The 25,182-nt window shown below is 67.6% G+C and carries 26 protein-coding genes and 1 pseudogene; 4 read left to right on the top strand and 23 right to left on the bottom strand.

Annotated features, from left to right (window positions below):
- Positions 1 to 8: 8 nt before the first annotated feature.
- The 10 genes and pseudogenes from AC5Y4N_RS16880 to AC5Y4N_RS16835 all read right to left on the bottom strand — a co-directional run bounded on the left by AC5Y4N_RS16880 (position 9) and on the right by AC5Y4N_RS16835 (position 10,635).
- Entirely contained in the window at positions 9 to 893 is an 885-nt protein-coding gene (locus tag AC5Y4N_RS16880; protein ID WP_499910114.1) for an acyl-CoA thioesterase II, read from the bottom strand.
- A complete protein-coding gene (gene pyk, locus AC5Y4N_RS16875; protein ID WP_499909986.1) occupies positions 889 to 2,307 on the bottom strand; it encodes a pyruvate kinase in 1,419 nt (472 codons plus the stop codon). The genes AC5Y4N_RS16880 and pyk overlap by 5 nt, the downstream gene beginning before the upstream one ends.
- A gap of 78 nt (positions 2,308 to 2,385) precedes the next feature.
- The gene (locus AC5Y4N_RS16870) at positions 2,386 to 2,799 is read right to left on the bottom strand and encodes a DUF2752 domain-containing protein (RefSeq protein WP_499909984.1); all 414 of its coding nucleotides are present in this window, start codon (positions 2,797 to 2,799) and stop codon (positions 2,386 to 2,388) included.
- The gene (locus tag AC5Y4N_RS16865) at positions 2,789 to 3,151 is read right to left on the bottom strand and encodes a TM2 domain-containing protein (protein ID WP_499909983.1); all 363 of its coding nucleotides are present in this window, start codon (positions 3,149 to 3,151) and stop codon (positions 2,789 to 2,791) included. Before AC5Y4N_RS16865 ends, AC5Y4N_RS16870 begins: the two co-directional genes overlap by 11 nt.
- A gap of 1,541 nt (positions 3,152 to 4,692) precedes the next feature.
- A pseudogene (gene lgt, locus AC5Y4N_RS16860) lies at positions 4,693 to 5,548 on the bottom strand (prolipoprotein diacylglyceryl transferase); the annotation flags it as partial.
- Positions 5,545 to 6,345, bottom strand: coding sequence for a tryptophan synthase subunit alpha (gene trpA, locus AC5Y4N_RS16855; RefSeq protein ID WP_499909979.1), 801 nt, complete (start codon positions 6,343 to 6,345; stop codon positions 5,545 to 5,547). The gene trpA and the pseudogene lgt, both read right to left, overlap by 4 nt.
- Positions 6,338 to 7,609, bottom strand: a complete 1,272-nt coding sequence (gene trpB, locus AC5Y4N_RS16850; protein ID WP_499910112.1) for a tryptophan synthase subunit beta — start codon at positions 7,607 to 7,609, stop codon at positions 6,338 to 6,340. The genes trpA and trpB overlap by 8 nt, the downstream gene beginning before the upstream one ends.
- Positions 7,597 to 8,415 (bottom strand): indole-3-glycerol phosphate synthase TrpC, encoded by an 819-nt coding sequence (gene trpC / locus AC5Y4N_RS16845; protein ID WP_499909977.1) that lies wholly within the window; start codon positions 8,413 to 8,415, stop codon positions 7,597 to 7,599. The genes trpB and trpC overlap by 13 nt, the downstream gene beginning before the upstream one ends.
- Before the next feature lie 79 nt (positions 8,416 to 8,494).
- Positions 8,495 to 9,103: a TIGR02234 family membrane protein gene (locus tag AC5Y4N_RS16840; RefSeq protein ID WP_499909975.1), complete on the bottom strand. Its 609-nt coding sequence runs from the start codon at positions 9,101 to 9,103 to the stop codon at positions 8,495 to 8,497.
- The gene (locus tag AC5Y4N_RS16835; protein ID WP_499910110.1) at positions 9,100 to 10,635 is read right to left on the bottom strand and encodes an anthranilate synthase component I; all 1,536 of its coding nucleotides are present in this window, start codon (positions 10,633 to 10,635) and stop codon (positions 9,100 to 9,102) included. The genes AC5Y4N_RS16840 and AC5Y4N_RS16835 overlap by 4 nt, the downstream gene beginning before the upstream one ends.
- Before the next feature lie 113 nt (positions 10,636 to 10,748).
- Here AC5Y4N_RS16835 and AC5Y4N_RS16830 point away from each other — a divergent pair, with 113 nt between their 5' ends.
- Positions 10,749 to 11,210: a peroxiredoxin gene (locus AC5Y4N_RS16830; RefSeq protein ID WP_499909973.1), complete on the top strand. Its 462-nt coding sequence runs from the start codon at positions 10,749 to 10,751 to the stop codon at positions 11,208 to 11,210.
- Here the strand turns inward: AC5Y4N_RS16830 and hisI are convergent.
- The 11 genes from hisI to nadA all read right to left on the bottom strand — a co-directional run bounded on the left by hisI (position 11,207) and on the right by nadA (position 21,044).
- Complete coding sequence (hisI, locus tag AC5Y4N_RS16825) at positions 11,207 to 11,560, bottom strand: phosphoribosyl-AMP cyclohydrolase (protein WP_499909971.1); 354 nt, start codon at positions 11,558 to 11,560, stop codon at positions 11,207 to 11,209. The two genes, AC5Y4N_RS16830 and hisI, sit on opposite strands and share 4 nt — an antisense overlap.
- Positions 11,560 to 12,336 carry an imidazole glycerol phosphate synthase subunit HisF gene (gene hisF / locus AC5Y4N_RS16820; RefSeq protein ID WP_499909969.1) on the bottom strand — a complete coding sequence of 259 codons (777 nt, stop codon included), beginning with the start codon at positions 12,334 to 12,336 and terminating at the stop codon, positions 11,560 to 11,562. The genes hisI and hisF overlap by 1 nt, the downstream gene beginning before the upstream one ends.
- Complete coding sequence (locus AC5Y4N_RS16815; RefSeq protein ID WP_499909967.1) at positions 12,336 to 13,145, bottom strand: inositol monophosphatase family protein; 810 nt, start codon at positions 13,143 to 13,145, stop codon at positions 12,336 to 12,338. The genes hisF and AC5Y4N_RS16815 overlap by 1 nt, the downstream gene beginning before the upstream one ends.
- Positions 13,146 to 13,151: 6 nt before the next feature.
- Positions 13,152 to 13,889, bottom strand: a complete 738-nt coding sequence (gene priA, locus AC5Y4N_RS16810; RefSeq protein WP_499909965.1) for a bifunctional 1-(5-phosphoribosyl)-5-((5-phosphoribosylamino)methylideneamino)imidazole-4-carboxamide isomerase/phosphoribosylanthranilate isomerase PriA — start codon at positions 13,887 to 13,889, stop codon at positions 13,152 to 13,154.
- Complete coding sequence (hisH, locus tag AC5Y4N_RS16805; protein ID WP_499909963.1) at positions 13,886 to 14,506, bottom strand: imidazole glycerol phosphate synthase subunit HisH; 621 nt, start codon at positions 14,504 to 14,506, stop codon at positions 13,886 to 13,888. The genes priA and hisH overlap by 4 nt, the downstream gene beginning before the upstream one ends.
- Positions 14,503 to 15,117, bottom strand: a complete 615-nt coding sequence (gene hisB / locus AC5Y4N_RS16800) for an imidazoleglycerol-phosphate dehydratase HisB (protein WP_499909961.1) — start codon at positions 15,115 to 15,117, stop codon at positions 14,503 to 14,505. Before hisB ends, hisH begins: the two co-directional genes overlap by 4 nt.
- Entirely contained in the window at positions 15,114 to 16,250 is a 1,137-nt protein-coding gene (locus tag AC5Y4N_RS16795) for a histidinol-phosphate transaminase (RefSeq protein ID WP_499909959.1), read from the bottom strand. Before AC5Y4N_RS16795 ends, hisB begins: the two co-directional genes overlap by 4 nt.
- Complete coding sequence (gene hisD / locus AC5Y4N_RS16790) at positions 16,247 to 17,560, bottom strand: histidinol dehydrogenase (protein WP_499910108.1); 1,314 nt, start codon at positions 17,558 to 17,560, stop codon at positions 16,247 to 16,249. The genes AC5Y4N_RS16795 and hisD overlap by 4 nt, the downstream gene beginning before the upstream one ends.
- Before the next feature lie 66 nt (positions 17,561 to 17,626).
- Positions 17,627 to 18,484, bottom strand: a complete 858-nt coding sequence (nadC, locus tag AC5Y4N_RS16785) for a carboxylating nicotinate-nucleotide diphosphorylase (protein WP_499909957.1) — start codon at positions 18,482 to 18,484, stop codon at positions 17,627 to 17,629.
- Complete coding sequence (locus tag AC5Y4N_RS16780; protein ID WP_499909955.1) at positions 18,484 to 20,046, bottom strand: L-aspartate oxidase; 1,563 nt, start codon at positions 20,044 to 20,046, stop codon at positions 18,484 to 18,486. The genes nadC and AC5Y4N_RS16780 overlap by 1 nt, the downstream gene beginning before the upstream one ends.
- Complete coding sequence (nadA, locus tag AC5Y4N_RS16775; RefSeq protein ID WP_499909953.1) at positions 20,043 to 21,044, bottom strand: quinolinate synthase NadA; 1,002 nt, start codon at positions 21,042 to 21,044, stop codon at positions 20,043 to 20,045. The genes AC5Y4N_RS16780 and nadA overlap by 4 nt, the downstream gene beginning before the upstream one ends.
- A gap of 46 nt (positions 21,045 to 21,090) precedes the next feature.
- Here nadA and AC5Y4N_RS16770 point away from each other — a divergent pair, with 46 nt between their 5' ends.
- The 3 genes from AC5Y4N_RS16770 to AC5Y4N_RS16760 all read left to right on the top strand — a co-directional run bounded on the left by AC5Y4N_RS16770 (position 21,091) and on the right by AC5Y4N_RS16760 (position 24,440).
- Entirely contained in the window at positions 21,091 to 21,783 is a 693-nt protein-coding gene (locus AC5Y4N_RS16770; protein ID WP_499909951.1) for an NUDIX hydrolase, read from the top strand.
- Between the two features lie 89 nt (positions 21,784 to 21,872).
- Positions 21,873 to 23,222: a lipase family protein gene (locus AC5Y4N_RS16765; protein ID WP_499909949.1), complete on the top strand. Its 1,350-nt coding sequence runs from the start codon at positions 21,873 to 21,875 to the stop codon at positions 23,220 to 23,222.
- Between the two features lie 96 nt (positions 23,223 to 23,318).
- The gene (locus tag AC5Y4N_RS16760; RefSeq protein WP_499909947.1) at positions 23,319 to 24,440 is read left to right on the top strand and encodes an NAD(P)H-dependent flavin oxidoreductase; all 1,122 of its coding nucleotides are present in this window, start codon (positions 23,319 to 23,321) and stop codon (positions 24,438 to 24,440) included.
- Here the strand turns inward: AC5Y4N_RS16760 and AC5Y4N_RS16755 are convergent.
- Together AC5Y4N_RS16755 and bsaP are read right to left on the bottom strand one after the other, a co-directional pair.
- Positions 24,417 to 24,983, bottom strand: coding sequence for a DUF2567 domain-containing protein (locus tag AC5Y4N_RS16755; RefSeq protein WP_499909945.1), 567 nt, complete (start codon positions 24,981 to 24,983; stop codon positions 24,417 to 24,419). The genes AC5Y4N_RS16760 and AC5Y4N_RS16755 overlap by 24 nt on opposite strands.
- A complete protein-coding gene (gene bsaP, locus AC5Y4N_RS16750; protein WP_499909944.1) occupies positions 24,980 to 25,180 on the bottom strand; it encodes a biotin synthase auxiliary protein BsaP in 201 nt (66 codons plus the stop codon). The genes AC5Y4N_RS16755 and bsaP overlap by 4 nt, the downstream gene beginning before the upstream one ends.
- Positions 25,181 to 25,182 lie beyond the last annotated feature (2 nt).

Below are 25,182 nucleotides of genomic sequence, written 5' to 3'. Positions count from 1 at the left end.
ACCCGCTGTCAGCGCCGTGATCCGGGGAAATACTTCACGATGCCCTCCTGCACGACGGTGGCGAGCACCGTACCACCGCGGTTGAAGAAGTGGCCGGTGCCCAGGCCGCGTGAATCCGCCGCGACGGGGGAAGTCGTCGAATACAACACCCAGTCGTCGAAGTTGACTTGGCGGTGGAACCACACCGAGTGGTTGACGGTGACTGCGAAGATGCGGTCGTATCCCCACGACAATCCATGGGTGGTGATGATCGAGTCTAAAATCGTGGTGTCCGAGGCGTACACCATGGCCGCCGCATGCAGTGTCGGATCTTCGGGCAGCTTGCCGTGGGCTTTCATCCAGACGCGGTTGTGCGGCAGCCGGCCCTTCTTCCTGCGCATCACCCATGCCGGGTCGTTGGCGTAACGCCACTCGATCGGTCGCAATGCGTTGACGAATCCCGGGACGGTGTCCTCGTAGCCGCGCAGGTATTCCTCGATGGGCGGCAACGTGTTCGGGTCCGGCACCTGCGGAGGCTCGACGCCATGCTCCAGCCCCCGACCACCGGATAGATACGAAAGCATCACGGAGGCAAGCAGATTGCCGTTCTGCGTGGCATCGACGCGCCGATTGGCGAATCGGCGTTCGTCGCGCAGGTTGACTACCCGGTACTCGATGTCGGCAGTCGGGTCGCCGCCGTTGATGAAGGTAGCGGTCAGCGCCGCGAGCGGCAGATGCGATGTGACGGTGCCGGTGCCGGCGATCAGGGATTGCGCCATCATCTGACCGCCGAACGTGCGGACTGGGGTCTTGCTGGGGTGGGAGCCGCGGAAAGTATGGTCGTCGACGCGCGTCAGATCGAGCGTGGCCAGGAGCTGGTCGAAATCGCTGCGGCGCTCGTCTGCTGAGCTAATGGTCGTCCTCTCCGATCCGGTGGACGTGGATGAGGTTGGTGGAGCCCACCGTGCCCGGTGGGGCGCCTGCAACGATCACCACAAGATCGCCTCGCTTGTAGCGGCCCAACTCGAGCAGCGACTTGTCCACCACGCGGATCATGTCGTCGGTGGTGTGCATGTGCGGCACGATGAATGTCTCTGTGCCCCAGGTGAGCGCAAGCTGGCTGCGCACTTCCGGGCGATCGGTGAAGGCCAGCAACGGCAGTGGTGTGTGCAGGCGGGCTAGCCGACGCACCGTGTCTCCGGACTGGGTGAATGCCACCAGCGCTTTGGCGTCGAGGCGTTCGCCGATGTCGCGGGCGGCGTAGGAGATGACGCCGCGTTTGGTGCGCGGTACATGGGTCAGCGGAGGCGCGGCCGTCGAATTCTGTTCGACCGCAGTGATGATTCGCGCCATCGTCTTGACGGCCTCCACCGGGTGCTTGCCCACCGACGTCTCCCCCGACATCATCAGCGCGTCGGCTCCGTCGAGCACGGCGTTGGCGACGTCGGACGCCTCGGCGCGGGTGGGCCGCAGGTTTTCCACCATCGACTCGAGCATCTGGGTCGCGACGATCACGGGTTTGGCGTTCTCCCTTGCCATTTGGATCGCCCGCTTCTGCACCAGCGGCACTTCCTCGAGCGGCAGTTCCACACCGAGATCGCCACGAGCGACCATCACCGCGTCGAAAGCCAGCACGATCGCTTCGAGATTGTCGATGGCTTCGGGCTTTTCGAGCTTGGCGATCACCGGCACCCGTCGGCCGACACGGTCCATCACGTCGTGGACGAGTTCGATGTCGGCGGGCGACCGCACGAACGACAGCGCCACCAGATCGACACCGAGCTCCAACGCGAATTCGAGGTCGTCGACGTCCTTGTCGGACAGTGCGGGCACCGACACGTTCATGCCCGGAAGCGACAGGCCTTTGTTGTTGGATACCGGGCCGCCCTCAGTGACGGTGCACACCACGTCGTTGCCGTCGATGCGTTCGACGACGAGCACCACCTTGCCGTCGTCGACCAGCAGCCGGTCCCCCGGCGCGGCGTCGTGGGCGAGCTGCTTGTACGTCGTCGACACCCGGTCGTGGGTGCCGTCACATTCCTCGACGGTGATCCGCACCGTGTCACCGCTTTGCCAGAACGCGTGGCCCGCGGCGAAGCGGCCCAACCGAATCTTCGGTCCCTGTAGGTCGGCCAGCACTCCCACGGCTCGGCCAGTGACGTCTGAAGCGGCTCGGACGCGGTCGTAGACGGCCTTGTGGTCGGCATGGTCGCCGTGACTGAAATTCATGCGGGCAACGTCCATGCCGGCCTCGACCAGAGCTCGCACCACCTCGTCGGAACTGCTGGCGGGGCCAAGTGTGCAGACGATCTTCCCGCGTCTATTCACGAATTCCGAGCATAGTCCTTGGCCCCGTTAGCCGACGGGAAGCAGAACGGTTGACCCCCGCGCCGGCGTGAGCGGGTGCTATGCGCGGTAGATCGTCGGGACCAGCGGGAAGCCGGGTACGTTGCGGATCAGGGTCCAGGACAATACAAGGGCGGTGAGGACCGCGATGACTGTGACCGTCATCGCTGGTCTTCCAGTGCGGCGGCGCCACAGGAACCACGCAAGAAGCGCCGGGATGCCGACGAGCAGAAAGACGTTGTCGACGACGGCTGCCGACAGGTCCGCGTGGAGCAGGTCGTGCGTCATGCGCAGGCCGCCACAAGCCGGGCAGTTCCATCCGGTGAGAAGTTTGAACGGGCATGGCGGGAACAGCGAGCCGGCGCGGTGCGGGTCGTTGAGACCGGTATAGACCATCGCCGCGGTGAACGCGGCGCCCGCCGCGATTGCTGCCGAGGCCCGGCCTATGGAGATCTGCTTAGAGCTAGGTGCCATCGCGCAGTGGCCGGCCCTGCGGATCGCGGACGTTGTCGGTGAGGATCAGGATCGCGTCGATGATGCCCCAGATCCACGCACCCACACCGAGGGTCACGAGACCGACGATCAACTGCACGACGCCGAGGCCGACCTGGCCGAGGTACATGCGGCCGATGCCTGCGACGCCGATGATGCCGAGTAGCTGCAGCAGCCCTGCGGTGAGCTTCGACTTGTCGGAGTAGGGCTCACCTGTGACGGGATGGCGGCCGTAAGGCGCGGCGGGGTCTACACCGGGATATGGCGGCGGATAGGGGTATCCGGCGGGCGGCGGAGTCGCTTGCTCGCTGCGGCCGAACTGCGGATCGGTCATGGGCCCAGCATGCCACTCGGTGCTCTTGCCGTGGTGCGTGTTTGGCGTGAGGTTCGACGTTTAGACACCGGCGTCGGCCGCATCAGTCACATAGGCACCAGTCCAGAGCCTGTCTGGGCGACCCATGAGAGGGCGCTATCTGGTGCGGCTCCTGAATCTGGGCAGTCGCCACCGCCGTGCTCGACCGGCTGCAGGCTCACGAGCAGGCTTTCCGTCCGCGGCACTTAGCTCAGGCTCTGCGCCCTCCGAAGGCTCGGAAAGTTTCCCCGTATCAAGCACTTTCGAGTCTGTACCGTCCGGTTCGTCGGATTCGGCTGACGTGTCACTGGGTTCTTCGACAGCTTGCTCTGGTTGCTCGGGCACAGCAGGCTCGGCCACCTCGTCGGCGGCCTCTTCGTCAGCGACAGCCGGTTCGACGTCCGTGTGCTCAACGGCGCCCGCTTCTTCGACGGGCTCTTCAGCCGCGACCTCGTCGGCGTTCTCTTCATCAGCGACGACCTCAGGCTCAGCCGGTTCGACGTCCGATTGCTCAACGGCGCCCGCTTCTTCGACGGGCTCTTCAGCCGCGGCCTCGTCGGCGTCCTCTTCATCAGCGACAGCCGGTTCGACGTCCGTGTGCTCAACGGCGCCCGCTTCTTCGACGGGCTCTTCAGCCGCGGCCTCACCCACAGGCTCCGACGCGCTGTCGACGGCCTCTTCATCAGCGGCGACCTCAGGCTCAGCCGCTTCGACGTCCGATTGCTCAACCGCGCCTACCTCTTCGACGGGCTCTTCAGCCGCGGCCTCGTCGGCGTCCTCTTCATCAGCGACAGCCGGTTCGACGTCCGTGTGCTCAACGGCGCCCGCTTCTTCGACGGGCTCTCCAGCCGCGGCCTCACCCACAGCCTCCGGCTCTGCCGCGGTTTCCTGTTCCTGCACAACAGGCTCGGCCACCTCGTCGGTATCCTCTTCATCAGCGGCGACCTCAGGCTCAGCCGATTCGACGTCCGACTGCTCAACGGCGCCCGCTTCTTCGACGGGCTCTTCAGCCGCGGCCTCAATTCCCTCTGGCTCCACCGCACCTTCAGTAGCGTCTTCATCAGCGAGAACCTCGGGCTCAGCCGATTCAACGTCCGACTGCTCAACCGCGCCTGCCTCTTCGACGGGCTCTCCAGCCGCGGCCTCACCCACAGGCTCCGCCGCGCTGTCGACGGCCTCCTTATCAGCGACGATCTCTGGCTCGGCCAGGTCCTCGACCGGCTCTTCGTCCTCGGCGGCGGCCTGAGGCTTTGCAGGCGCCTCCTCGATAGCCGGCTCAGAAGTGGCATCCGTGGTGGACTCCCGAGCAGCTGGAGCGCCGTCGGCCTGCTCATCCTCGCGGGCCCGGTCCGAGTCTTCGTCCTCAGCCGCGACGATCGTGCCCGCCACCACACCGGTCGTCGCGGCCGCAGCCGCAAGCTCTTTGGTCCACTCGACCAACGCCGAATCCTCCGACGACGCCGGAACTTCGGTCGCTTCCTCTTCGGCCTCGACCGGCGGCTTTTGCTGCTCTTCACGCGGCTTGCCAGAAAGAGCCGCCGGGTCCTCGCGGCCCTTCGGGGCAGCCATGATGTACACCACCGCGCCGATGAACACGAACGTCGACGTGAACAAGTTGATCCGGATTCCGGCGATCAGCGTGGCCGTGTCGTCACGCAGCAACTCGACCCCGAACCGGCCGACGCAGTAGGCCGCCACATACAGCGCGAACAAGCGTCCGTGTCCGAGCTTGAACCGCCGGTCCGCGACGATCAGCAGCCCGAAAACCAAGACGTTCCAGATCAACTCGTAGAGGAACGTCGGTTGCACCACCTTCTCGACGAGGCCGGTCGACACGCCGTTGAGGTAATCCACCGCACCCGACGCGTCGCGGCGCTCGTAGATCCGCAATCCCCACGGCAACGTGGTCTCGCGTCCGTACAGCTCCTGATTGAAGTAGTTGCCCAACCGGCCGATCGCCTGGGCCAGGATGATCCCCGGCGCAATCGCGTCGCCGAAGGCGGGCAACGGAATCCCGCGCCGTCGGCAACCAATCCACGCACCCACTGCGCCTAGCGCAACCGCACCCCAAATGCCCAGGCCGCCGTCCCAAATACGGAGCGCCGCAACAAATCCCAAACCTTCGTCGCCGAAATAGGTGCGCCAATCTGTCATCACGTGATACAGCCGGCCACCGACCAGCCCGAACGGCACCGCCCATAAGGCGATGTCGTAAACGACGCCCGGTTCTCCTCCGCGTGCCACCCAGCGACGATCACCGATGACCAGCGCGACGACGATGCCGACGATGATGAACAACGCGTAGGCACGAATAGGAAGCGGACCCAGATGCCACACACCTTGCGGTGGGCTCGGGAACGAAGCCAGATAACTCGTCACGCGGAAATCCTCTGTCGCACGCCGTCTGCCAATTCCTCTGTGAGTTCACGGACCTTCGCGATTCCACCGTCACCCAGCGCGGACACCAGCGCAGATCCCACGATCACTCCGTCGGCGTAAGAGGCGATCTCGGCCGCTTGCTCGCGGGAGCGCACGCCGAGTCCGACGCCGACGGGGATGTCGGACACTTCCTTCACTCGGCGCACCAACTCCGGGGCGGTGTTCGACACGACGTCTCGCGCCCCGGTGACACCCATCGTCGACGCGGCGTAGACAAACCCCCGGGACGCCTGAACCGTCGCGGCCAGCCGCTGCGGCGTCGACGACGGCGCCACCAAGAAGATGCGATCCAACCGGTGCTCATCGGATGCGGCCAGCCACTGTGCCGCTTCGTCGGGGATCAAATCAGGTGTGATCATCCCGAACCCGCCCGCCCCGGCCAAGTCCCGGGCGAACGCGTCGACACCGTAGCGCAGCACCGGGTTCCAGTACGTCATCACCACCGCGCGGCCACCGGCATCGCTGACCGCTTCGACGGCGCGCAGCGAGTCCCGCACTCGCACCCCTTTCCGCAGCGCAACCTCCGTCGCCTTCGCAATCGTCGGGCCGTCCATGCCCGGATCCGAATAGGGCACCCCGACTTCGACGATGTCGCAACCACTTTCAACTAGTGCCCGGATGGCGTCCAGCGACGTCGGCACGTCGGGGTAGCCCGTCGGCAGGTATCCGATCAGTGCCGCCCGGTCATGCTGCCGACACGAGTCGAACAGTTCGGTCAGCCGGGCTTGCTCAGCCACGGACGCCGCCCTCGTCGTCGAGCAGCCCGAACCATTTCGCGGCAGTGGCGACGTCTTTGTCGCCGCGCCCGGATAGGTTCACGACGACGATTCCACCGCGGCCAATCTCGGCCGCCAATGGAAGCGTTCCCGCCACCGCATGTGCCGACTCGATCGCCGGGATGATGCCTTCTGCGCGGCACAGCAGCCGGAACGCGTCCATGGCCTCGGTGTCGGTGATCGGGCGGTATTCGGCCCGGCCGATGTCCTTCAACAATGCGTGCTCCGGACCTACCCCGGGGTAGTCCAAACCCGCTGAAATCGAATGGCTTTCGATGGTCTGCCCATCGTCGTCCTGCAGCAGATACGAGTAGGAGCCTTGGAAGGCACCCGGTGAGCCACCAGTGAAAGTGGCTGCATGCCTTCCGGTTTCGACACCATCACCGGCGGCTTCGAAGCCGAGCAGCCGCACGCCCGGGTCGTCGATGAACGCGTGGAATATGCCGATCGCGTTCGAGCCACCGCCCACGCAGGCCGTGACGGCGTCGGGTAAGCGGCCGGCCTGAGCCAGGATCTGCGCGCGGGTCTCCAATCCGATCACCCGCTGAAAGTCGCGGACCATCATAGGAAACGGGTGCGGTCCAGCTGCCGTACCGAAGCAGTAGTAGGTGCGCTCAGCATTGGTCACCCAGTCGCGGAACGCCTCGTTGATCGCGTCCTTCAACGTCTGCGAACCGGACGTCACGGACACCACCTCAGCGCCCAGAAGCCGCATCCGCGCAACGTTCAAAGCCTGTCGGGCCGTGTCGACGGCACCCATGTAGATCACGCACTCCAGCCCAAGCAGTGCGCAGGCCGTCGCGGTGGCGACCCCGTGCTGACCCGCACCGGTCTCGGCGATCACCCGTGTCTTGCCCATTTGCTGTGCCAGCAGCGCTTGACCCAGCACGTTGTTGATCTTGTGAGAACCGGTGTGATTCAGGTCTTCTCGCTTGAGATAGATTGTCGCGCCGCCGGCATGCTCGCTGAGCCGACGGGCTTCGTACAGAGGCGACGGCCGCCCGCTGTAGTGGGTTTGCAGACGGTCTAAGGTGTCGAGGAATTCCTGGTCGGTGCGTGCTTTTTCGTACGCGGCGGTGACCTCTTCGATCACCGCCATCAGCGCCTCAGGCACGAATCGGCCGCCGTAGACACCGAAATGGCCGCGCGCGTCTGGGTCGTGGGCAGTCGGCTCTGCGACGGCCGCACTGGACCGAGGTAGTTCCGGGCTGCTCACCGAGCCGATTTCGGGCACGACGGGTGGGTGCCGGCCGTCACGAGATCCGCTACCGCGCTTCGCGGATCACCACTGGTCACCAACCCTTCGCCGACGAGCACAGCGTCTGCACCCGCGCCGGCGTAGGCCAGCAGGTCGGCGGTGCCGCGGACGCCCGACTCGGCGATGCGAATAACGTTCGACGGCAGGCCGGGCGCGATCCGCGCAAAGCAATCCCGATCGACCTTGAGAGTCTTGAGATCTCGCGCGTTGACGCCGATCACCTTGGCGCCTGCCTGCAGCGCCCGGTCGGCCTCTTCTTCGGTGTGCACCTCGACCAGAGCAGTCATGCCCAGCGATTCGGTGCGGTCGAGCATCGCCGCCAATGCGGGCTGATCCAGCGCCGCGACGATTAGCAGCAGCATGTCGGCGCCGTGTGCGCGTGCCTCATGGATCTGGTAGGGACGAACAATAAAGTCCTTGCGCAGCACCGGAATTGACACCGCAGCGCGTACCGCGTCGAGGTCCTCCAGCGAGCCGTGAAACCGGCGCTGCTCGGTGAGCACGCTGACGATGCGTGCGCCACCTTCCTCGTATGCACGGGCCAGCTTCGCCGGATCGGCGATCGAAGCCAATTCGCCACGTGACGGACTGGCGCGCTTGACTTCGGCGATCACACCGATGCCGGGCTCACGCAGCGCTGCCATCACGTCGAGCGGCGGCGGCGCATCCTTGGCTTTGGCCTTTACTTCGGCCAGCGGGACGACGGCTTCACGAGCGGCAACATCGGCGCGAACTCCCTCCAGAATGGAGTCGAGCACCGTCGCCGAACTCATGGCCCTGTCGACTCCCTCCTGCGCTACAGCCGACGTGCGATCAACATCGAAAGGGTAGCCGCCACGGGCGTGCGGCCCCTCACCGACCCTCGCTAGGCGAGTCCCGGGTCGGGTCGCCGGTCGGATCAGCGCCTTCGTCCAACGCATCCCACAACTTCCGTTCTGACATCGTCGCCGACGAGTCTCCCTGGACGGTCACGGCACGCCGTTGCGACGGCGAGGCGTATTTGTCCGCCCGAGCCGAGCCTTTCACCGCGACCCGCATCAACAACACCGCGGCCGCCAGCGTCACCACCGCCGCGACCATCGTGATCACCGCGCCCGGATACTGCCGGGAACTGCCCACCAACGAGGTGACCGGAAGATCAACCAGCCGTACGGCAGGCACCGCGACGTCGCGAATGGTCCACAGCGTGAGCGCCAGATAGGCCGCGCCCGCGCTGACCAGCGCAATCAGCACCGCCAGGATGCGCAGCGGCCATCCCCGCACCGCCAGTGCCGCGACCGCCGCTGCCAGCAACAGCACCGCGAGCGGCACCAGCGCCGGGGCCCAGGCACCGCCCGACAGCGTCGTCGTGCGGGGCTGGCCCAGCCCGTCGGACGACCTCAGCACAACCCACGGCAGACGCGAGGCAACCCAAAGGCCCGCGGCGCCAAGCACCAGGAGAAATTGCGCGAATCGGATCACGGCGACCGCAGCGTCTCGGCAGCGGCGATCGCACTCAGCACGGCCTTGGCCTTGTTTGCCGCCTCGGTGTACTCGTAGGGGCCGTTGGAGTCTGCGACGACACCTCCGCCCGCCTGCACGTACGCGGTGCCGTCGCGCATCAGCGCGGTGCGGATCGCGATCGCGAAGTCGGCGTTGCCCGCGAAGTCGAGGTAGCCGACCACGCCGCCGTAGAGCCCGCGCCGGGTCTTCTCCACCTCTTCGATCAACTCCATCGCCCGAACCTTCGGCGCGCCCGACAGCGTGCCCGCCGGAAAGCAGGCGGTGACGGCGTCCAGCGCCGTCTTGTCCCCGGCGAGTTGGCCGGTGACCGTCGACACCAGGTGCATGACGTGGCTGTACCGCTCGATGTGGCTGTAGTCGTCGACGCGAACGGTGCCGGGCACGCACACGCGACCGAGGTCGTTACGGCCGAGATCGACCAGCATCAGATGTTCGGCGCGTTCCTTCTCGTCGCTCAGCAGCTCTTTCTCGAGTAGCAGATCCTCTTCTTCGGTATGGCCACGCCAGCGCGTGCCCGCGATGGGATGCGTGCTCGCCCATCCGTCCTGGACGGTGACCAGCGCCTCAGGACTGGAGCCGACGATCGAAAAGTCAAGACTGCCATCGGCTTTGGGGATATGCAGCAGATACATGTACGGGCTGGGATTGGACACGCGCAACATGCGGTACACGTCGATCGGCTCGGCACTGGTGTCCATCTCGAATCGCTGCGACGGCACGACCTGGAAGGCCTCGCCCGCCTCGATCTCGCCGACCAACCGCTCGACGATCGCGCAGTACTCCTCGACCGTGCGCTGGGAGCGGTGCAGCGGCTGCGGGCGGTCGAACGTCGCAACCGTCGAGGGCAGCGGCTGGCTCAGCGCCTGCGTCATCACGTCGAGCCGCTTGACGGCGTCGTCGTAGGCCCAGTCCACCCGCTCGTCGGTGCCGTTCCAGTTCACCGCGTTGGCGATCAGGGTGATCGTGCCCTCGTGGTGATCGACCGCAGCCATGTCGGTGGCCAGCAGCAACACCATGTCCGGCAACTTCAGGTCATCCTCCGTCAGCGACGGCAGCCGCTCGAGCCGGCGCACCATGTCGTAGGCGAAGAACCCCACCAGGCCGCCCGACAGCGGCGGCAAGCCGGGCAACGGCTCGCTGGCAAGCAGGTTCATCGTCGCGCGCAGCGCCTGCAACGGGTCGCCGCCGCGGGGGGCGTCCTGCGGTGTGGCCCCGATCCAGGCCGCCTCGCCGTCGTGCACGGTCAGCGCCGACGGCGCGCCCGCACCGATGAACGACCACCGCGACCACGACCGGCCGTTCTCGGCGGACTCGAGCAGGAAGGTGCCGGGCCGGTTGGCACCGAGCTTGCGATACGCGGACAGCGGCGTCTCGCTGTCGGCGAGCACCTTGCGGGTGACCGGCACGAACCGATGCTCAGCCGCCAGCGCCCGGAACTGCTCGCGCGTGGTGGTCGGCGATGAGCCGCTTGCGCGAAGAGCAGAAGACAGCGATGAGCCGCTTGCGCGAAGAGCAGAAGCTCCGGTGAGATCGGCGGTCGAGGTCACGGGTGTATCTTCCCACTTTCCGGCGGCGTGCCCGGGCGGGCGTAGCCTGTGCACTTATGAAACGTGGTGACCTGGTCGACGAGTTCGAACTGCCAGATCAGACCGGCAAGGTGCGCCAGTTCAGCGAGTTTCTGGCCGACGGCCCCGTGGTGCTGTTCTTTTATCCGGCCGCCGGAACCCCGGGCTGCACCCGTGAGGCCTGTCACTTCCGCGATCTGGCAAAGGAATTCGCCGACGTCGGTGCGTCGCGGGTGGGCATCAGCACCGATCCGGTGGACAAGCAGGCGAAATTCTCCGACAACCACCACTTCGACTTTCCGGTGCTGTCCGACGCCGACGGGACCGTCGCCGCCGAATTCGGCGTCAAGCGGGGCCTTTTGGGCAAGTTCCTGCCCGTGAAGCGGACAACGTTCGTCATCGACACCGACCGCAAAGTGCTTGACGTCATCTCGAGTGAGGTCAACATGAACACCCACGCCGATAAGGCGCTGGAGGTCTTGCGCGCGCGGAAGCGTTAGCCCGCGTCGTCGGCCAGCAAGACGTCCGCGTCGAAGCAGCTGTGGTCGCCGGTGTGGCAGGCGCCGCCGACCTGGTCGACCTCCAGCAGGACGGTGTCGCCGTCACAGTCCAGTCGCACCGAGTGCACGTGCTGGGTGTGGCCAGAGGTGGCGCCCTTGACCCAATGCTGCTGGCGCGACCGGGAGTAGTAGGTCGCCTCACGTGTCTCGAGCGTGCGGGCCAGTGCCATGTCGTCCATCCAGGCGACCATCAGCACCTTGCCGGTGCCCCGCTCCTGCGCAACGGCGGTGATCAGCCCGTTGGCGTCGCGCTTGAGCCGCGAGGCAATCGCGGCGTCCAATGCGCTCATCACCGCACCGTGATCCCTTCTGCCGCCATCGCCGCCTTGACCTCCTTGATCGAGAGCTCGCGGAAATGGAACACGCTCGCGGCGAGCACCGCGTCCGCGCCCGCCATGACCGCAGGCGCGAAATGCTCGACAGCGCCCGCTCCGCCGCTGGCGATCACTGGCACCGTGACCGCCGCGCGCACCGCGCGCAGCATCGGCAGGTCGAACCCAGCCTTGGTGCCGTCGAAGTCCATGGAGTTGAGCAATATTTCACCCACGCCGAGTTCGGCTCCGCGCACGGCCCATTCGACGGCGTCGATGCCGGTGCCGCGCCGTCCCCCGTGCGTGGTGACCTCCCATCCCGATGGCGTCGGCGGGGACCCCGCTGGCACGGTACGCGCGTCCACCGACAGCACGATGCATTGCGAGCCGAACCGCCGCGACAACTCCTCGAGCAACTCCGGGCGTGCGATCGCGGCGGTGTTCACCGACACTTTGTCGGCGCCCGCACGCAGCAGCATGTCGACGTCGGCCACCGATCGCACTCCCCCGCCGACGGTCAGCGGGATGAACACCTGCTCGGCGGTGCGCCGGACCACGTCGAGCATCGTCGCCCGCCCCGACGACGATGCGGTGACGTCGAGGAACGTCAGCTCGTCGGCGCCTTCGGCGTCGTACACCGCGGCCAGCTCGACCGGATCGCCGGCGTCACGCAGGTTGGCGAAATTCACGCCCTTGACCACCCTGCCGCCGTCGACGTCGAGGCACGGGATGACGCGAACCGCGACGTCTCCCATCAGTAGTCCTTCGGGTCGCCGACGTCACGCAGGATCTCCAGGATCTGCTGATGACAACGCGGCACACCCGACAGCGCCGCCTGCGATTGGATGGTCCAGTCATTGCCGGCCAGATCGGTGACGATGCCGCCGGCCGCTCGCACCAGCGCTACTCCGGCCGCGTGGTCCCAAAGGTGATCTCCGAAACTGATTGCGCCGCCGAGGATTCCGGCTGCGGTGTACGCCAGGTCGATGCCCGTGGCGCCATGGATGCGCAGCCGTGACGACACCCGGCTCAGGCTTTCCAGCACCGCCAGCCGATACCGTCCCGGGAACCGGCCACGCCAGTCCACGTTGAACGTGCCGACACCGACGACAGCGTCTTCGAGGTCCGCCGGCTCCAACGGTGGCAGGTCGACGCCGTTGCAGCGCAACGGTCCTCCGACGACGCCGGTGAACCGCTCATTGGTGAACGGCAGCCACGTCAACCCTGCGACCGGCTCTCCGTCGCGGACGAGGCCCAGCAGCATCGCCGCCAGCGGCAGACCGGCCGCGTAGTTGAACGTGCCGTCAATCGGATCGAGGACCCAGAACAATGGTGAGTCGAGGTCGGCTCCGCCGAATTCCTCGCCGTGCACCTCGATGCCGGTGGCCGACGTCAATGCGTCGACCACTTGGCGCTCGATGGCCAGGTCGATCTCGGTGGCGAAGTCGTTGCCTTTCTTGCGCACGGCCGGGTCGGCGGCGTGGCCCTCGACGAACCGCTCGGCCGCTTTGTCGAGGATCTTTGCGGCCTCGGCCACCAGTGCGTTGAGGTCGTTGGTGTCCATTGCGGCCTACTGCCCGACCGCTTCGAGCGCCTGCGGCAGCGTGAAACGTCCGGCGTAGAGCGCTTTTCCGACGATCGCGCCCTCGACGCCGAGGTCGGTCAGCGTCGCGATGGCGCGCAGGTCGTCGAGGCTCGACACACCGCCGGAGGCGATCACCGGAGCATCGGTGCGCTCGGCCACGCCGGCCAGCAGCTCGATGTTGGGTCCGGTCAGCGTGCCGTCTTTGGTCACGTCGGTGACCACAAACCGCGAACAGCCTTCGCGGTCAAGGCGTTCCAGCACTTCCCACAGATCGCCGCCGTCGGTTTCCCAGCCGCGTCCCCGCAGCCGGTGCTGGCCGTCGACGATCTGCACGTCGAGTCCGACGGCCACCTTGTCGCCGTACTCGGCGATCACCTTCGCGCACCACTGCGGATTCTCCAGCGCCGCTGTGCCGATATTCACACGCGCACAACCGGTTGCAAGTGCGGCCGACAGCGACGCGTCGTCGCGGATGCCGCCGGACAGTTCGACACTGACGTCGAGACGTCCGACCACTTCCGCGAGCAGTTCGCGGTTGGAGCCCCGGCCGAATGCTGCGTCCAAGTCGACCAGGTGAATCCACTCCGCACCGTCGCGCTGCCACGTCAGCGCCGCCTCCAGCGCTGAGCCGTACTCGGTTTCGCTGCCCGCCTTGCCCTGCACCAGGCGCACCGCGCGGCCGCCGACGACGTCGACTGCCGGCAGTAGGACGAGTTTCGTCATAGTGCCCGCACCCAGTTGCTCAGCAGCGCCGCGCCGGCGTCACCGCTTTTTTCGGGGTGAAACTGTGTCGCCGACAACGGCCCGTCTTCGACGGCCGCCAGGAATCGCACGTGGTGGGTGGCCCAGGTGAGCACGGCGTCGTCGTTTCCTTCCCACTGCTGCGCGGCGTACGAGTGCACGAAGTAGAACCGCGTGTCGCGGTCGAGACCGGCGAAAAGCCTGCTGCCTGGACCGGCCTCGACGGTGTTCCATCCCATGTGCGGGATCACCGGCGCGTCCAATCGCGTGACGGCGCCGGGCCACTGCCCGCAGCCACGGCTTTCCACGCCGAACTCGACGCCGCGGTCGAACAGGATCTGCATTCCCACGCACACGCCCAGTACCGGGGCTCCGGCCGAGAGCCGCTCGGCGATGATCTTGTCACCGCCGATCCCGCGCAGCCCGCTCATGCAGGCCTCGAACGCGCCGACGCCCGGCACCACGAGGCCGTCGGCGGCGGTAGCGGCGGCCGGGTCCGCGGTCACTTCGACCTCGGCGCCGACCCGTTGCAGCGCACGCTGAGCCGACCGCAGGTTGCCTGAGCCGTAGTCAAGCACCGCAACGGATTTGCTTGTCACAGTGCACCTTTCGTGGACGGCACCCCGGTGACTCGAGAGTCGCGTTCGACAGCCTGGCGCAGCGCCCGGGCCACCGCCTTGTATTGGGCTTCGGTGATGTGGTGCGGATCCCGGCCGTAGAGCGTGCGCACGTGAAGGGCGATGCGCGCGTTCATGGCCAGCGACTCGAACACGTGCCGGTTCACGACGGTGTGGTAAGGCACGGTGTTGCCGGCAATCGTGAAGTGGCGCAGATGATCCGGTTCGCCGGAGTGCACGCAGTACGGCCGCCCGGAGACGTCGACCGCGGCGTGCGCCAGAGTCTCGTCCATCGGGATGAATGCGTCTCCGAACCGGCGGATACCCTTCTTGTCGCCCAGCGCTTGACCCAGCGCCTGCCCGAGCACGATCGCGGTGTCCTCGATGGTGTGGTGGCCCTCGATGTGCACGTCACCTTTGGTGCGCACGGTCAGGTCGAAGCTCGCATGGGCGCCGAGCGCGTGCAGCATGTGGTCGTAGAACGGGACGCCCGTGTCGATGTCGACCTCCCCACTGCCGTCGAGGTCCAGTTCGACCACGATGTCGGACTCCTTGGTGGAGCGCTCCACGCGGGCGCGGCGGTTCTCGGTCATGATGCTCCTAACGGTGCGGCAAGTTCGGTGGCCACCAGACGCGCACTGGATGCGAGGAACGCGTCGTTCTCGTGCGCCAGGCCGATCGTGGTGCGCAGAAAGCCTGGAATGCCGACGTCGCGGATCAACACCCCGTCGTCGAGGTAGCGACGCCAGGTGGCGGGCGCATCGGCGAACTCGCCGAACAGCACGAAGTTGGCGTCGCTGGGAATCACCCGAAACCCCATGTCCGCCAATGCCTCCGATACCCGCTCACGTTCGGCGATCAACGCAGCGACGCTGCCCAGCGTCTCGTCCGCGTGGCGTAGCGCCGCGCGCGCCGCAGCCTGTGTGAGCACCGAGAGGTGGTACGGGAGCCGCACCAGCAGCATCGCGTCGATGACGGCGGGCGCGGCGATCAGATACCCAAGACGGCCGCCGGCGAACGCGAACGCCTTGCTCATCGTGCGCGACACGACAAGCTTCGCCGGGTACTCACCGATGAGGTTGATCGCACTCGGCACCGACGAGAATTCGCCATACGCCTCGTCGAGGATCAAGATGCCGGTATCCATGGCATCGAGCAGCGCGCGCAGCTCCGCCGGTGAAACACTCTGTCCCGACGGGTTGTTGGGGCTCGCAACGAACACCACGTCCGGGCGGTGCTCGGCGATTGCGGCGACGGCGGTATCGGTGTCGAGCCGGAAGTCGTCGGCGCGATACGCCTCCAGCCAACGGGTCTGGGTGCCGCCCGAGATGATCGGGTGCATCGAGTACGACGGCACGAAGCCCAGCGCGCTGCGACCGGGCCCGGCGAACGCCTGCAGCAACTGTTGCAGCACCTCGTTGGAACCATTTGCCGCCCAGAGGTTCTCGACGCCGACGGGCACGCCGGTTTGGCGTGCCAGGTAGGCCGCGAGGTCGGCACGCAGCGCAACCGCGTCGCGGTCGGGATAGCGGTGCAAGGTGACCGCCGCCTCGCGGACCGCCCGGGCGACGTCGTCGACGAGCGCAGGTGTGGGCGGGTGCGGGTTCTCGTTGGTGTTCAGCCGCACTGGCACTTCGAGTTGCGGTGCACCATAGGGCGTCTTGCCGCGCAGATCGTCGCGCAACGGCAGGTCGTCGAGGGTGACGTCTTGCCCCGGAACGCTCACCGCTCGAACCTCCGGCGCACCGCTTCGCCGTGAGCAGGCAAGTCCTCGGCCTTGGCCAGCGTGATCACATGGCCGGACACGTCTTTGAGCGCGGCTTCGTCGTACTCGACGACGTGAATGCCGCGCAGGAACGTCTGCACGGAAAGGCCACTGGAGTGGCGCGCGCACCCGGCGGTCGGCAGCACGTGGTTGCTGCCCGCGCAGTAGTCGCCGAGGCTCACCGGCGAGTAGGGGCCGACGAAAATCGCACCTGCCGAACGGATGCGGCTCGCGACCGTGGGCGCGTCGGCCGTCTGGATCTCCAAGTGTTCGGCGGCATAGGAATTGACCACCCGCACTCCGGCGTCGATGTCGTCGACGAGCACGATCGCCGATTGCCGGCCGGTCAGCGCAGCAGTGACCCGCTCGCGGTGCACCGTCGATTCCACTTGCGCGGCAAGCTCTTTGGAGGCTGCATCGGCCAGGTCGGCGCTGGGTGTCACCAGGACACTGGCCGCCATCTCGTCGTGCTCGGCCTGGCTGATCAGGTCGGCGGCGACGTGCGCGGGATCCGCGGTGTGGTCGGCGAGGATCGCGATCTCGGTGGGTCCGGCTTCGGCGTCGATGCCGACGTGGCTGCGGCAGATCCGCTTCGCGGCGGTGACATAGATGTTTCCCGGGCCGGTGATCATGTCGACCGGTTCCAGTTCCGCGCCGTCGGTGTCGGTGCCGCCGTAGGCCAGCAGCGCAACGCCCTGCGCACCGCCGATCGCCCACACCTCGTCGACGCCCAGCAGCCGCGCGGCGGCCAGGATCGTCGGATGCGGTAGACCGCCGAATCGGGCCTGCGGCGGGCTGGCGATCACCAGAGACTCGACACCCGCGGTTTGCGCGGGCACAACATTCATCACCACGCTCGACGGGTAGACCGCATTGCCGCCGGGCACGTACAGCCCGACCCGCGCGACCGGGACCCAGCGCTCGGTGACCGTCGCACCTGGTCCGAGCGTGGTCGTGGTGTCGGTGCGGCGCTGATCGGCGTGCACGGTCCTGGCCCGCTGGATGGCAACTTCGAGCGCCGCCCGCACATCGGGCGCCAACTCGGCGAGCGCATCGTCGAGCCGGCCGACGGGCACCCGCACGGTTGCCGGCCGGACACCGTCGAACGTCTCGCTGTAATCGAGCGCGGCCTCCACCCCGCGCTGTGCCACGTCGTCGACGACCGGGCGCACGACGGGCAGCACCGTGTCGACGTCCACGCCGCCGCGGGGCAGCGCAGCACGCAACTGCGCAGCGCTGAGCGTGCGGTTGCGCAGGTCGATCCGGGCCATCTCGAAGGTGGGCATTACGTCGATTGTCCCCGATCAACGCACCCGAAGAAAAATTGATTGAACCGGCTAGACGTCCAGGCCGATGTCGAGCACGCGCACGGAATGGGTGAGCGCGCCGACGGCCAGGTAGTCGACGCCCGTTGACGCGTAGGCGTGGGCGTTTTCGAGTGACAGGCCACCCGAGGCCTCCAGTTTCACGTCCGGAGCGCGCGCGTTACGCCGCTGCACCGCCATCTGCGCCTGCCACACCGGGAAGTTGTCCAGCAACACCAGCTCCACCGGCTCGGCCAGCACCTCGTCGAGCTGCTCGAGCGAATCGACCTCTACCTCGCACGGCAGCCCGGGTGCCGCAGCGCTGACCGCCCGCAACGCGGCAACCACCGAACCCGCAGCAGCGACGTGATTGTCCTTGATCAACGCGGCGTCGCCCAGGCCCATCCGGTGGTTTTGACCGCCGCCGACGCGCACCGCGTACTTCTGCAGCGCACGCAAACCGGGCAGTGTCTTGCGGGTGTCACGCACGACTGCGCGTGTGCCGGCGACCGCGTCCACCCACTGCCGCGTGGTCGTTGCGATCCCGGACAGGTGACACACCAGGTTCAACAGCGTGCGCTCGGCGGTCAGCAGCTTCCGTGTCGGTGCTTGCACCCGCAGCACCGCGGCGCCCGCGCCGACGTGTTCGCCGTCGGCGACGCGGTCGAGCACGCGGTAGCCGCCCATACCCAGCACCTCGTCAAGCACCAGCAGCGCGACGTCGCACCCGGCGATGACACCCGGTTCACGCGTGGCCAGGGCCGCGGTGGCGGTGGCGTCTGCGGGCACGGTGGCCTCCGTGGTGACGTCCGGCCCGTACCGCAAGTCTTCGTCGAGCGCTCGTCGGATCACCGCACGAGCGTCGGCGACCTCGTGTTCGCTCAGCCGCATCAGTGACAGGCACCCACGGGCTCAGGCGCGCGGACGACGACGCGCCCATCGCACGACAACCGCACTCGGATGCCATGTGCTTGCCCGCCGTCGGTGTCGGGATGGTCGGCGCGGTGGTGGCACCCGCGTGTCTCGGCTCGCGCCAGAGCGGCCGCGGCGACCGCGCGGGCCGTCGTCGTCAGTGCGGCGTCTTCGATGTCGGCCCGTGTCCGCATCACGCGACGCGGCGCGGCGTCCAGCTGCTGCTGCAGCAGATGCAGCCCGTCGGCGTCACGCACCACCGACGCGTGCCCGGACATCAGGGCTTGCAGCTCGCGGCGCGGCATCGCGGCGCGGGTGCCAAGGTCGGGTGGCTCGGCGACGACGGGCCCTCGGGCTACCGCGTGCTCGGCGGCCGCCCGGCCGGCGCGGCCGCCGACCACCAATCCCTCGAGCAGGCTGTTGGAGGCCAGTCGATTCGCCCCGTGCATGCCTGTGCGCGCGACCTCGCCGGCTGCGAACAGTCCCGGAAGCTCTGTGCGGCCGTGGACGTCGACGATCACACCGCCGCAGCTGTAATGCGCGCCCGGGGCAACGGGAATCAGGTCGCGTGCCGGGTCGACTCCCGCGGCGCGGCAGGCCGCGGTGACGGTTGGGAACCGGGCTGCGACATCGGCTACCGCCCGGGCGTCGAGGTAGACGCACGCATCGCCGGTCTCGCGCAGCCGCGCGTCGATGGCACCGGCCACCACGTCGCGTGGGGCGAGATCGCCCATCGGATGCACTCCTGCAGTCACGGAGTTTCCCTGTGCGTCAACGAGTTTCGCGCCTTCGCCGCGCAGCGCTTCGGTGATCAGCGGTCGGCGTCCCGCGACGCGCGCGTCGTAGAGCATGGTCGGGTGGAACTGGATGAACTCGATGTCGCTCACGGCCACACCGGCCGTCAGCGCCAGCGCGACTCCGTCGCCCGTGGAACCCTCTGGGTTCGTGGTGGTTCGGTAAAGGTGCCCGAGGCCGCCGGTGGCCAGAATCACCGCCGGCGTGTGCACGATCCCAGCGCCGTCTTCGTTGATGACCTCGACGCCGGTGATGCCGTCGCCGTCGTGAATCAGCTGGCGCGCAACGTGATTGTGGCGGATGTCGAGCAGCGTGGCGGCATGGTCCAAGGCGCGCTGCACCTCGGCACCGGTTGCGTCGCCGCCGGCGTGAATGATCCGGCGCCGAGAGTGGCCGCCTTCGCGGGTCAGATGCCAGCGGCCCGGTTCAGCCTCGTCGAACCGCGCACCGGCAGAGACCAATTCGGCTACTGCGCGATACCCGTCGGCGACGATCGAGCGCACCGCGTCGGGGTCGCACATCCCGGCGCCCGCGGCAAGCGTGTCGGCGACGTGCGCATCGACCGAGTCGTCGGTGCGCGGCAGCACCACCGCGATGCCGCCCTGCGCGTAAAACGTTGCGGTGTCGGAGGTTTTGCTCAGCACTATCACCCGGCTGCCGCGTCGGTGGGCGGCCAGCGCGGCGGCCAGACCCGCCACCCCGGTGCCGATCACCACCACGTCGGCACGGGCGTGCCAGCGGGTCATTCGCCGCCGCCCGGCTGGCCGATCTCGATCATCCGCTGCACGCTGCGCCGGGCCAGCCGTGCGGTCTCGGGATCGACGTCGACTTCGTCGGCGCCTTCGACCAGGCACCGCAGCAGCGCGGCCGGCGTGATCATCTTCATGTATTTGCACGACGCCCGGTCGTTGACCGCGCGGAAATCGACTTCTGGTGCGGCCCTGCGCAATTGGTGAAGCATGCCGATTTCGGTGGCGACCAGGACCTCGCGGGCCCGGCTGTTACGCGCGGCCTCGAGCATGCCGCCCGTCGACAAGATCTTGACCCGGTCGGCCGGGACGGCGCCCTCGCCGGCCAGGTACAGCGCCGACGTGGCGCAGCCGCACTCTGGATGCACGTACAGTTCGGCGTCCGGATGTGAGCGCGCCTGCGCTGCGAGTTCGTCGCCGTTGATGCCGGCGTGCACGTGGCACTCGCCGGCCCAGATGTGCAGGTTTTTACGCCCCGTCACCCGCCGGACATGCGCTCCGAGGAACTGGTCGGGGCAGAACAGCACCTCGCGGTCATCGGGGATGGACGCCACGACGTCCACGGCGTTGGCCGACGTGCAGCAGATGTCGGTGAGCGCTTTGACCGCTGCGGTGGTGTTGACGTACGAGACCACGACGGCGTCCGGGTGTTCGGCTTTCCAGGCCGCGAGCTCGTCGGCGGTGATCGAGTCGGCCAGCGAGCAGCCGGCCCGCTGGTCCGGAATCAACACGGTCTTGTCGGGGCTGAGGATCTTGGCGGTCTCAGCCATGAAGTGCACGCCGCAGAACACGATCGTCTGCTCGGGCGCCTCTGCCGCGATGCGCGACAGTGCCAGTGAGTCGCCGACATGGTCCGCAACGTCCTGGATCGCCGGGATCTGATAGTTGTGCGCCAGCAGCGTCGCGTTGCGCTGCTCGGCGAGTCGGCGGACCTCTGCGGCCCATGCGGCGTCAGGTTCGACGCCTGTGTAGACGCCGTCGTCGAGGACCGTCATCGCCGTCTCCTTCAGCTGCCCCGGTTTTCGACTTACAATCGAAAACATGGCTCATACTAGCACCGAGCACGAGGTGCTCGCCGTCGTGTTCCAGGTTCGCCAGTTGGGCACACCGAAACCGCAGCTCAGTGTCCTGCTGTGGGAGCGCGCAATGAATCCGCAGCGCGGCGCGTGGGCGCTGCCCGGCGGAAAGCTGCGCAACGACGAGGACATGACGAGTTCGATTCGTCGTCAACTGGCCGAGAAAGTCGACGTGCGTGAGATAGCTCACTTGGAGCAGCTGGCCGTGTTCTCCGATCCCGCCCGGGTGCCGGGCACCCGCACCATCGCCTCGACGTTTCTGGGCCTGGTGCCCTCCCCTGCGACGCCGGCGCTACCCCCGGACACCCGCTGGCATCCGGTCGACGGGCTGCCGCCGATGGCTTTCGACCACGGGCCGATGGTCACCCACGCGCACAGCCGGCTGGTGGCCAAGCTGTCTTACACGAACATCGGATTCGCGCTTGCGCCAACGGAATTCGCGCTCTCAACGCTGCGCGACATCTACAGTGCCGCGCTGGGGTATCAGGTGGACGCCACCAACCTGCAAAGGGTGCTCGCGCGGCGCAACGTCATCACCCGGACCGGCACGATTGCCCGCAGCGGCCGCAGCGGCGGGCGCCCCGCCGCGTTGTACCGGTTCACCGATGCCCAATATCGGGTCACCGACGAATTCGCCGCGCTGCGACCGCCCGGGTAACGGGGCGCTAACAGCACCGCACGCCGACTGGCTTCTTATCGCTCTCTTAAAGTAACCTGCCGGTTGGTTGATCACGAAGGAGTGTTCACATGGATCCTGCCGGCCTGGCCCACGCGGCCCGTGCTGAGTGGATCGGCGCGGTACCGCACGAAGAGCTGCGGCGGGGCCGGCCGGTATTGCCCGAGAACGACCCGTTCTACGAACCCCCGCCAGGCTTCGAGCACGCCGATCCCGGCACCGTGCTGCGCAGTCGTGACGTGGAGCTGGGCTTTTTAGGGGTCGTCCGGCAAAAGTTCCACGCGACCCAACTGTTGTACCGCAGCAGCGATCGCAACGGCCTGCCAGAAGCCGCAGTGACGACGGTGTTGGTGCCCACCGAGCGTGGGCCGGAGAGAGTCTGCCCGCTGGTGTCCTACCAGTGCGCGATCGACGCGGTCACGTCCCGATGCTTCCCGTCGTATGCGATGCGGCGTGGGGCGTTCGCGCCCGGCGCGCTGGCGCAGTTCGAATTCCTGCTGATCGCCGCCGCGCTCGCCGAAGGCTGGGCGGTGTCGGTGCCCGACCACGAGGGCACCCGCGGCATGTGGGGCGCGCCCTACGAGCCGGGATACCGGATCCTCGACGGGTTGCGCGCAGCAACAAGCTGTGAGCGTCTGGGCATCTCGGCCGACTCCCCTATCGGCCTGTGGGGCTATTCCGGTGGCGGACTCGCCACCGCGTGGGCCGTGGAGACCTGCGCGGACTACGCGCCCGAGCTCAACATCGTGGGCGCGGTGCTCGGCTCGCCCGTGGGTGATCTGGGGAACGCGTTCAAGCGGCTCAACGGCTCCATCTGGGCGGGACTGCCGACCATGGTGATCGCCGCGCTGTGGCACATCTATCCCGAACTGCAGCGGGTCATCGATCGGCATGCCACCGACGAGGGCCGCGCGCTGCTGAAGTCGGCGGAGAAGATGACGACGGCCATCGCGGTGCTTCGGCTGATGCGCAAGGACATCGACCACTATGTCGATCGTCCGCTCGAGGACATCTTGGCCGAGCCGGATCTTCAATACGTGTTCGACGACATCAAACTCGGCACGGCCGCACCCAGCCGGCCGGTGCTGATCGTTCAGGCCGTACACGACAAGATCGTGTCCGTCGACGACATCGACGAACTCACCGAGAGCTACCGCGCCGGCGGCGCCCCGGTGACCTACCACCGGGACATGTTCAGCGAGCACATGCTGCTGCATCCGATGTCGGCGCCGATGACGCTGCGCTGGCTGCGCGACCGATTCGCCGGCCGGCCACTCGCCGAGCACCTGGTGCGCACCACGTGGCCGACGATGTTCAACCCGTCCACCTACACGGGCATGCTGAAGCTTTTGACCATTGCCGGCCGGGTGATGACGGGCCGGAAACTGCGGCGCAAGCCGCTGTCGTACTCAGACGCCTGACACGGCGCGACCCGTCGCCGCCGGACGTCGAGTTGTGACACGGTTGTTCGTGGCGAACCGTGCATCAAGTCCACGCTGGCGGGACGAGGAGTGGCCATGAGAACAGCGATCTGCGACATGCTGGACATCGACATTCCGCTGCTTGCGTTCAGCCACTGCCGCGACGTGGTCGCTGCGGTGACCAACGCCGGCGGGTTCGGCGTGCTGGGTGCCGTGACGCTCACCCCCGAGCAGCTGGAGCAGGAGCTGCGCTGGATCGAAGCGGAAGTCAGGGGCAAGCCGTTCGGCGTCGACCTGATCGTCCCCGAGACGTCGGTGGGCAAGGGACAGCGGCTGACCGCTGAACAATTCGCGGAGATGATTCCCGCCGAGCACCGCGCGTACGTCGACGCGCTGTTGGCCGAGCACGGCCTTCCGCCGGTGACGACCACCAAGACACCGCGGGTGGCGACCACCGACGACGCGAGCGAAAGCTTGATGGAGGTCGCGTTCAAGCACCCGATCAAGCTGATCGCCAACGCGTTGGGCCGCCCGCCGCAGTCGATGCTCGACGCCGCCAAGGCCCACGGTGTGCCCGTCGCCGCGCTGGCGGGTGCCAAAGAGCACGCGGTCAAACACGTCAACGCCGGCGTCGACGTGATCGTCGCCGCGGGTACCGAAGCCGGCGGCCATTGCGGCGAGGTGACGACGATGGTGCTGGTGCCCGAAGTCATCGAGGCCATCGCACCGCTACGGCCGGTGCCTGTGCTCGCCGCGGGCGGCATCGTGACCGGCCGGCAGATGGCCGCCGCGGTGGCGATGGGCGCCGCCGGTGCGTGGACCGGATCGGTCTGGCTCACAACCGAAGAAGCCGAAACCGCGCCCTACACCAAACAGCGGATGCTGACCGCGACGTCGCGCGACACCGTCCGCTCGACATGCCGGACCGGCAAGCCGACGCGGCAACTGAAGTCGGACTGGACCGAGGCGTGGGAATCCGGGCGGGGCCCCAAGCCGCTGCCGATGCCGTTGCAGTCGATCATCAGCGAGCCGGTGCTTCGGCGCATTGACACGCTCGCAGCCAAGGGCGACGAAGGCGCCCGCGCGCTGGCCACCTACTGGGTGGGTCAGGGCGTCGGGCTGATGAATTCCGTCAAACCCGCGCGGCAGGTGGTCTACGAGTTCGCACAGGACTATCTCGCGGCCGCCGAGCGCCTACAGAACAGCCTCGGAGACTGAGGATGTCACGGCTTCCGGCGCCACGCCCAGATCGTCGTGGGCCGATGCGGCTGCCATGACGGCGTAGGTCAACGCCCCCGACGCCGCGGGCAACAGCAGGCTCGTCAGGATCTGCAGCGGGCTGTGCCCGAAGAACACCGCCGGCGCCTCGGTGACGTAGTGGATCTTGTGGTCCCGTGGGGTGGCGTCGATGTCGACGTGCCCGTAGCGAATCCGAGCCAGCCAGGCACCGACTCCGGCCGCTGCGGCTGCCGCGGCGACTCCGCCCGCCGTGACGCCGATGACCATCTCCGGTCCGCGGGTTCGTCGCCACTGCCAGGCCAGCACCGCGCTGATCACCGCGAGCCCCACCAACAGCCCGGCCATCATCACCGCGGCGTCGAAGTAGTGGTCGGCCTCGTGACCGAGGTACTGCTGAACCGGGTCGCCGGACTTGGTCACCGCGACCGCGCTGCGGATCGACGGCGCGAGCCACGCCCACAGCGCGCCCGCCCCCGCGCCCGCGACGGCCATGCCTGCGGCGAAGGCCAGGGCCGGTCTCACCGGGCGGTCTCCACGTCCTTGGAATCCGTGACCCCGTGCCGTGAGCAGCGGGCCGACCAGCCGTCAGGACGCACCTGCACGGTCATCCGCCGGCCGCACTCGCCGCAGTAACGCGGCGGCTCCAGCCCCAGCTGCGCAGCCGTGGGCACCGCCGTGCCGGCCGGTTCGCCGGTGTAGACGTTGAACTTGCCCTGCATGA

It is taken from the genome of Mycobacterium sp. NGS19, from assembly GCF_059813155.1.
This window is presented reverse-complemented; position numbering and strand designations above follow the sequence as displayed.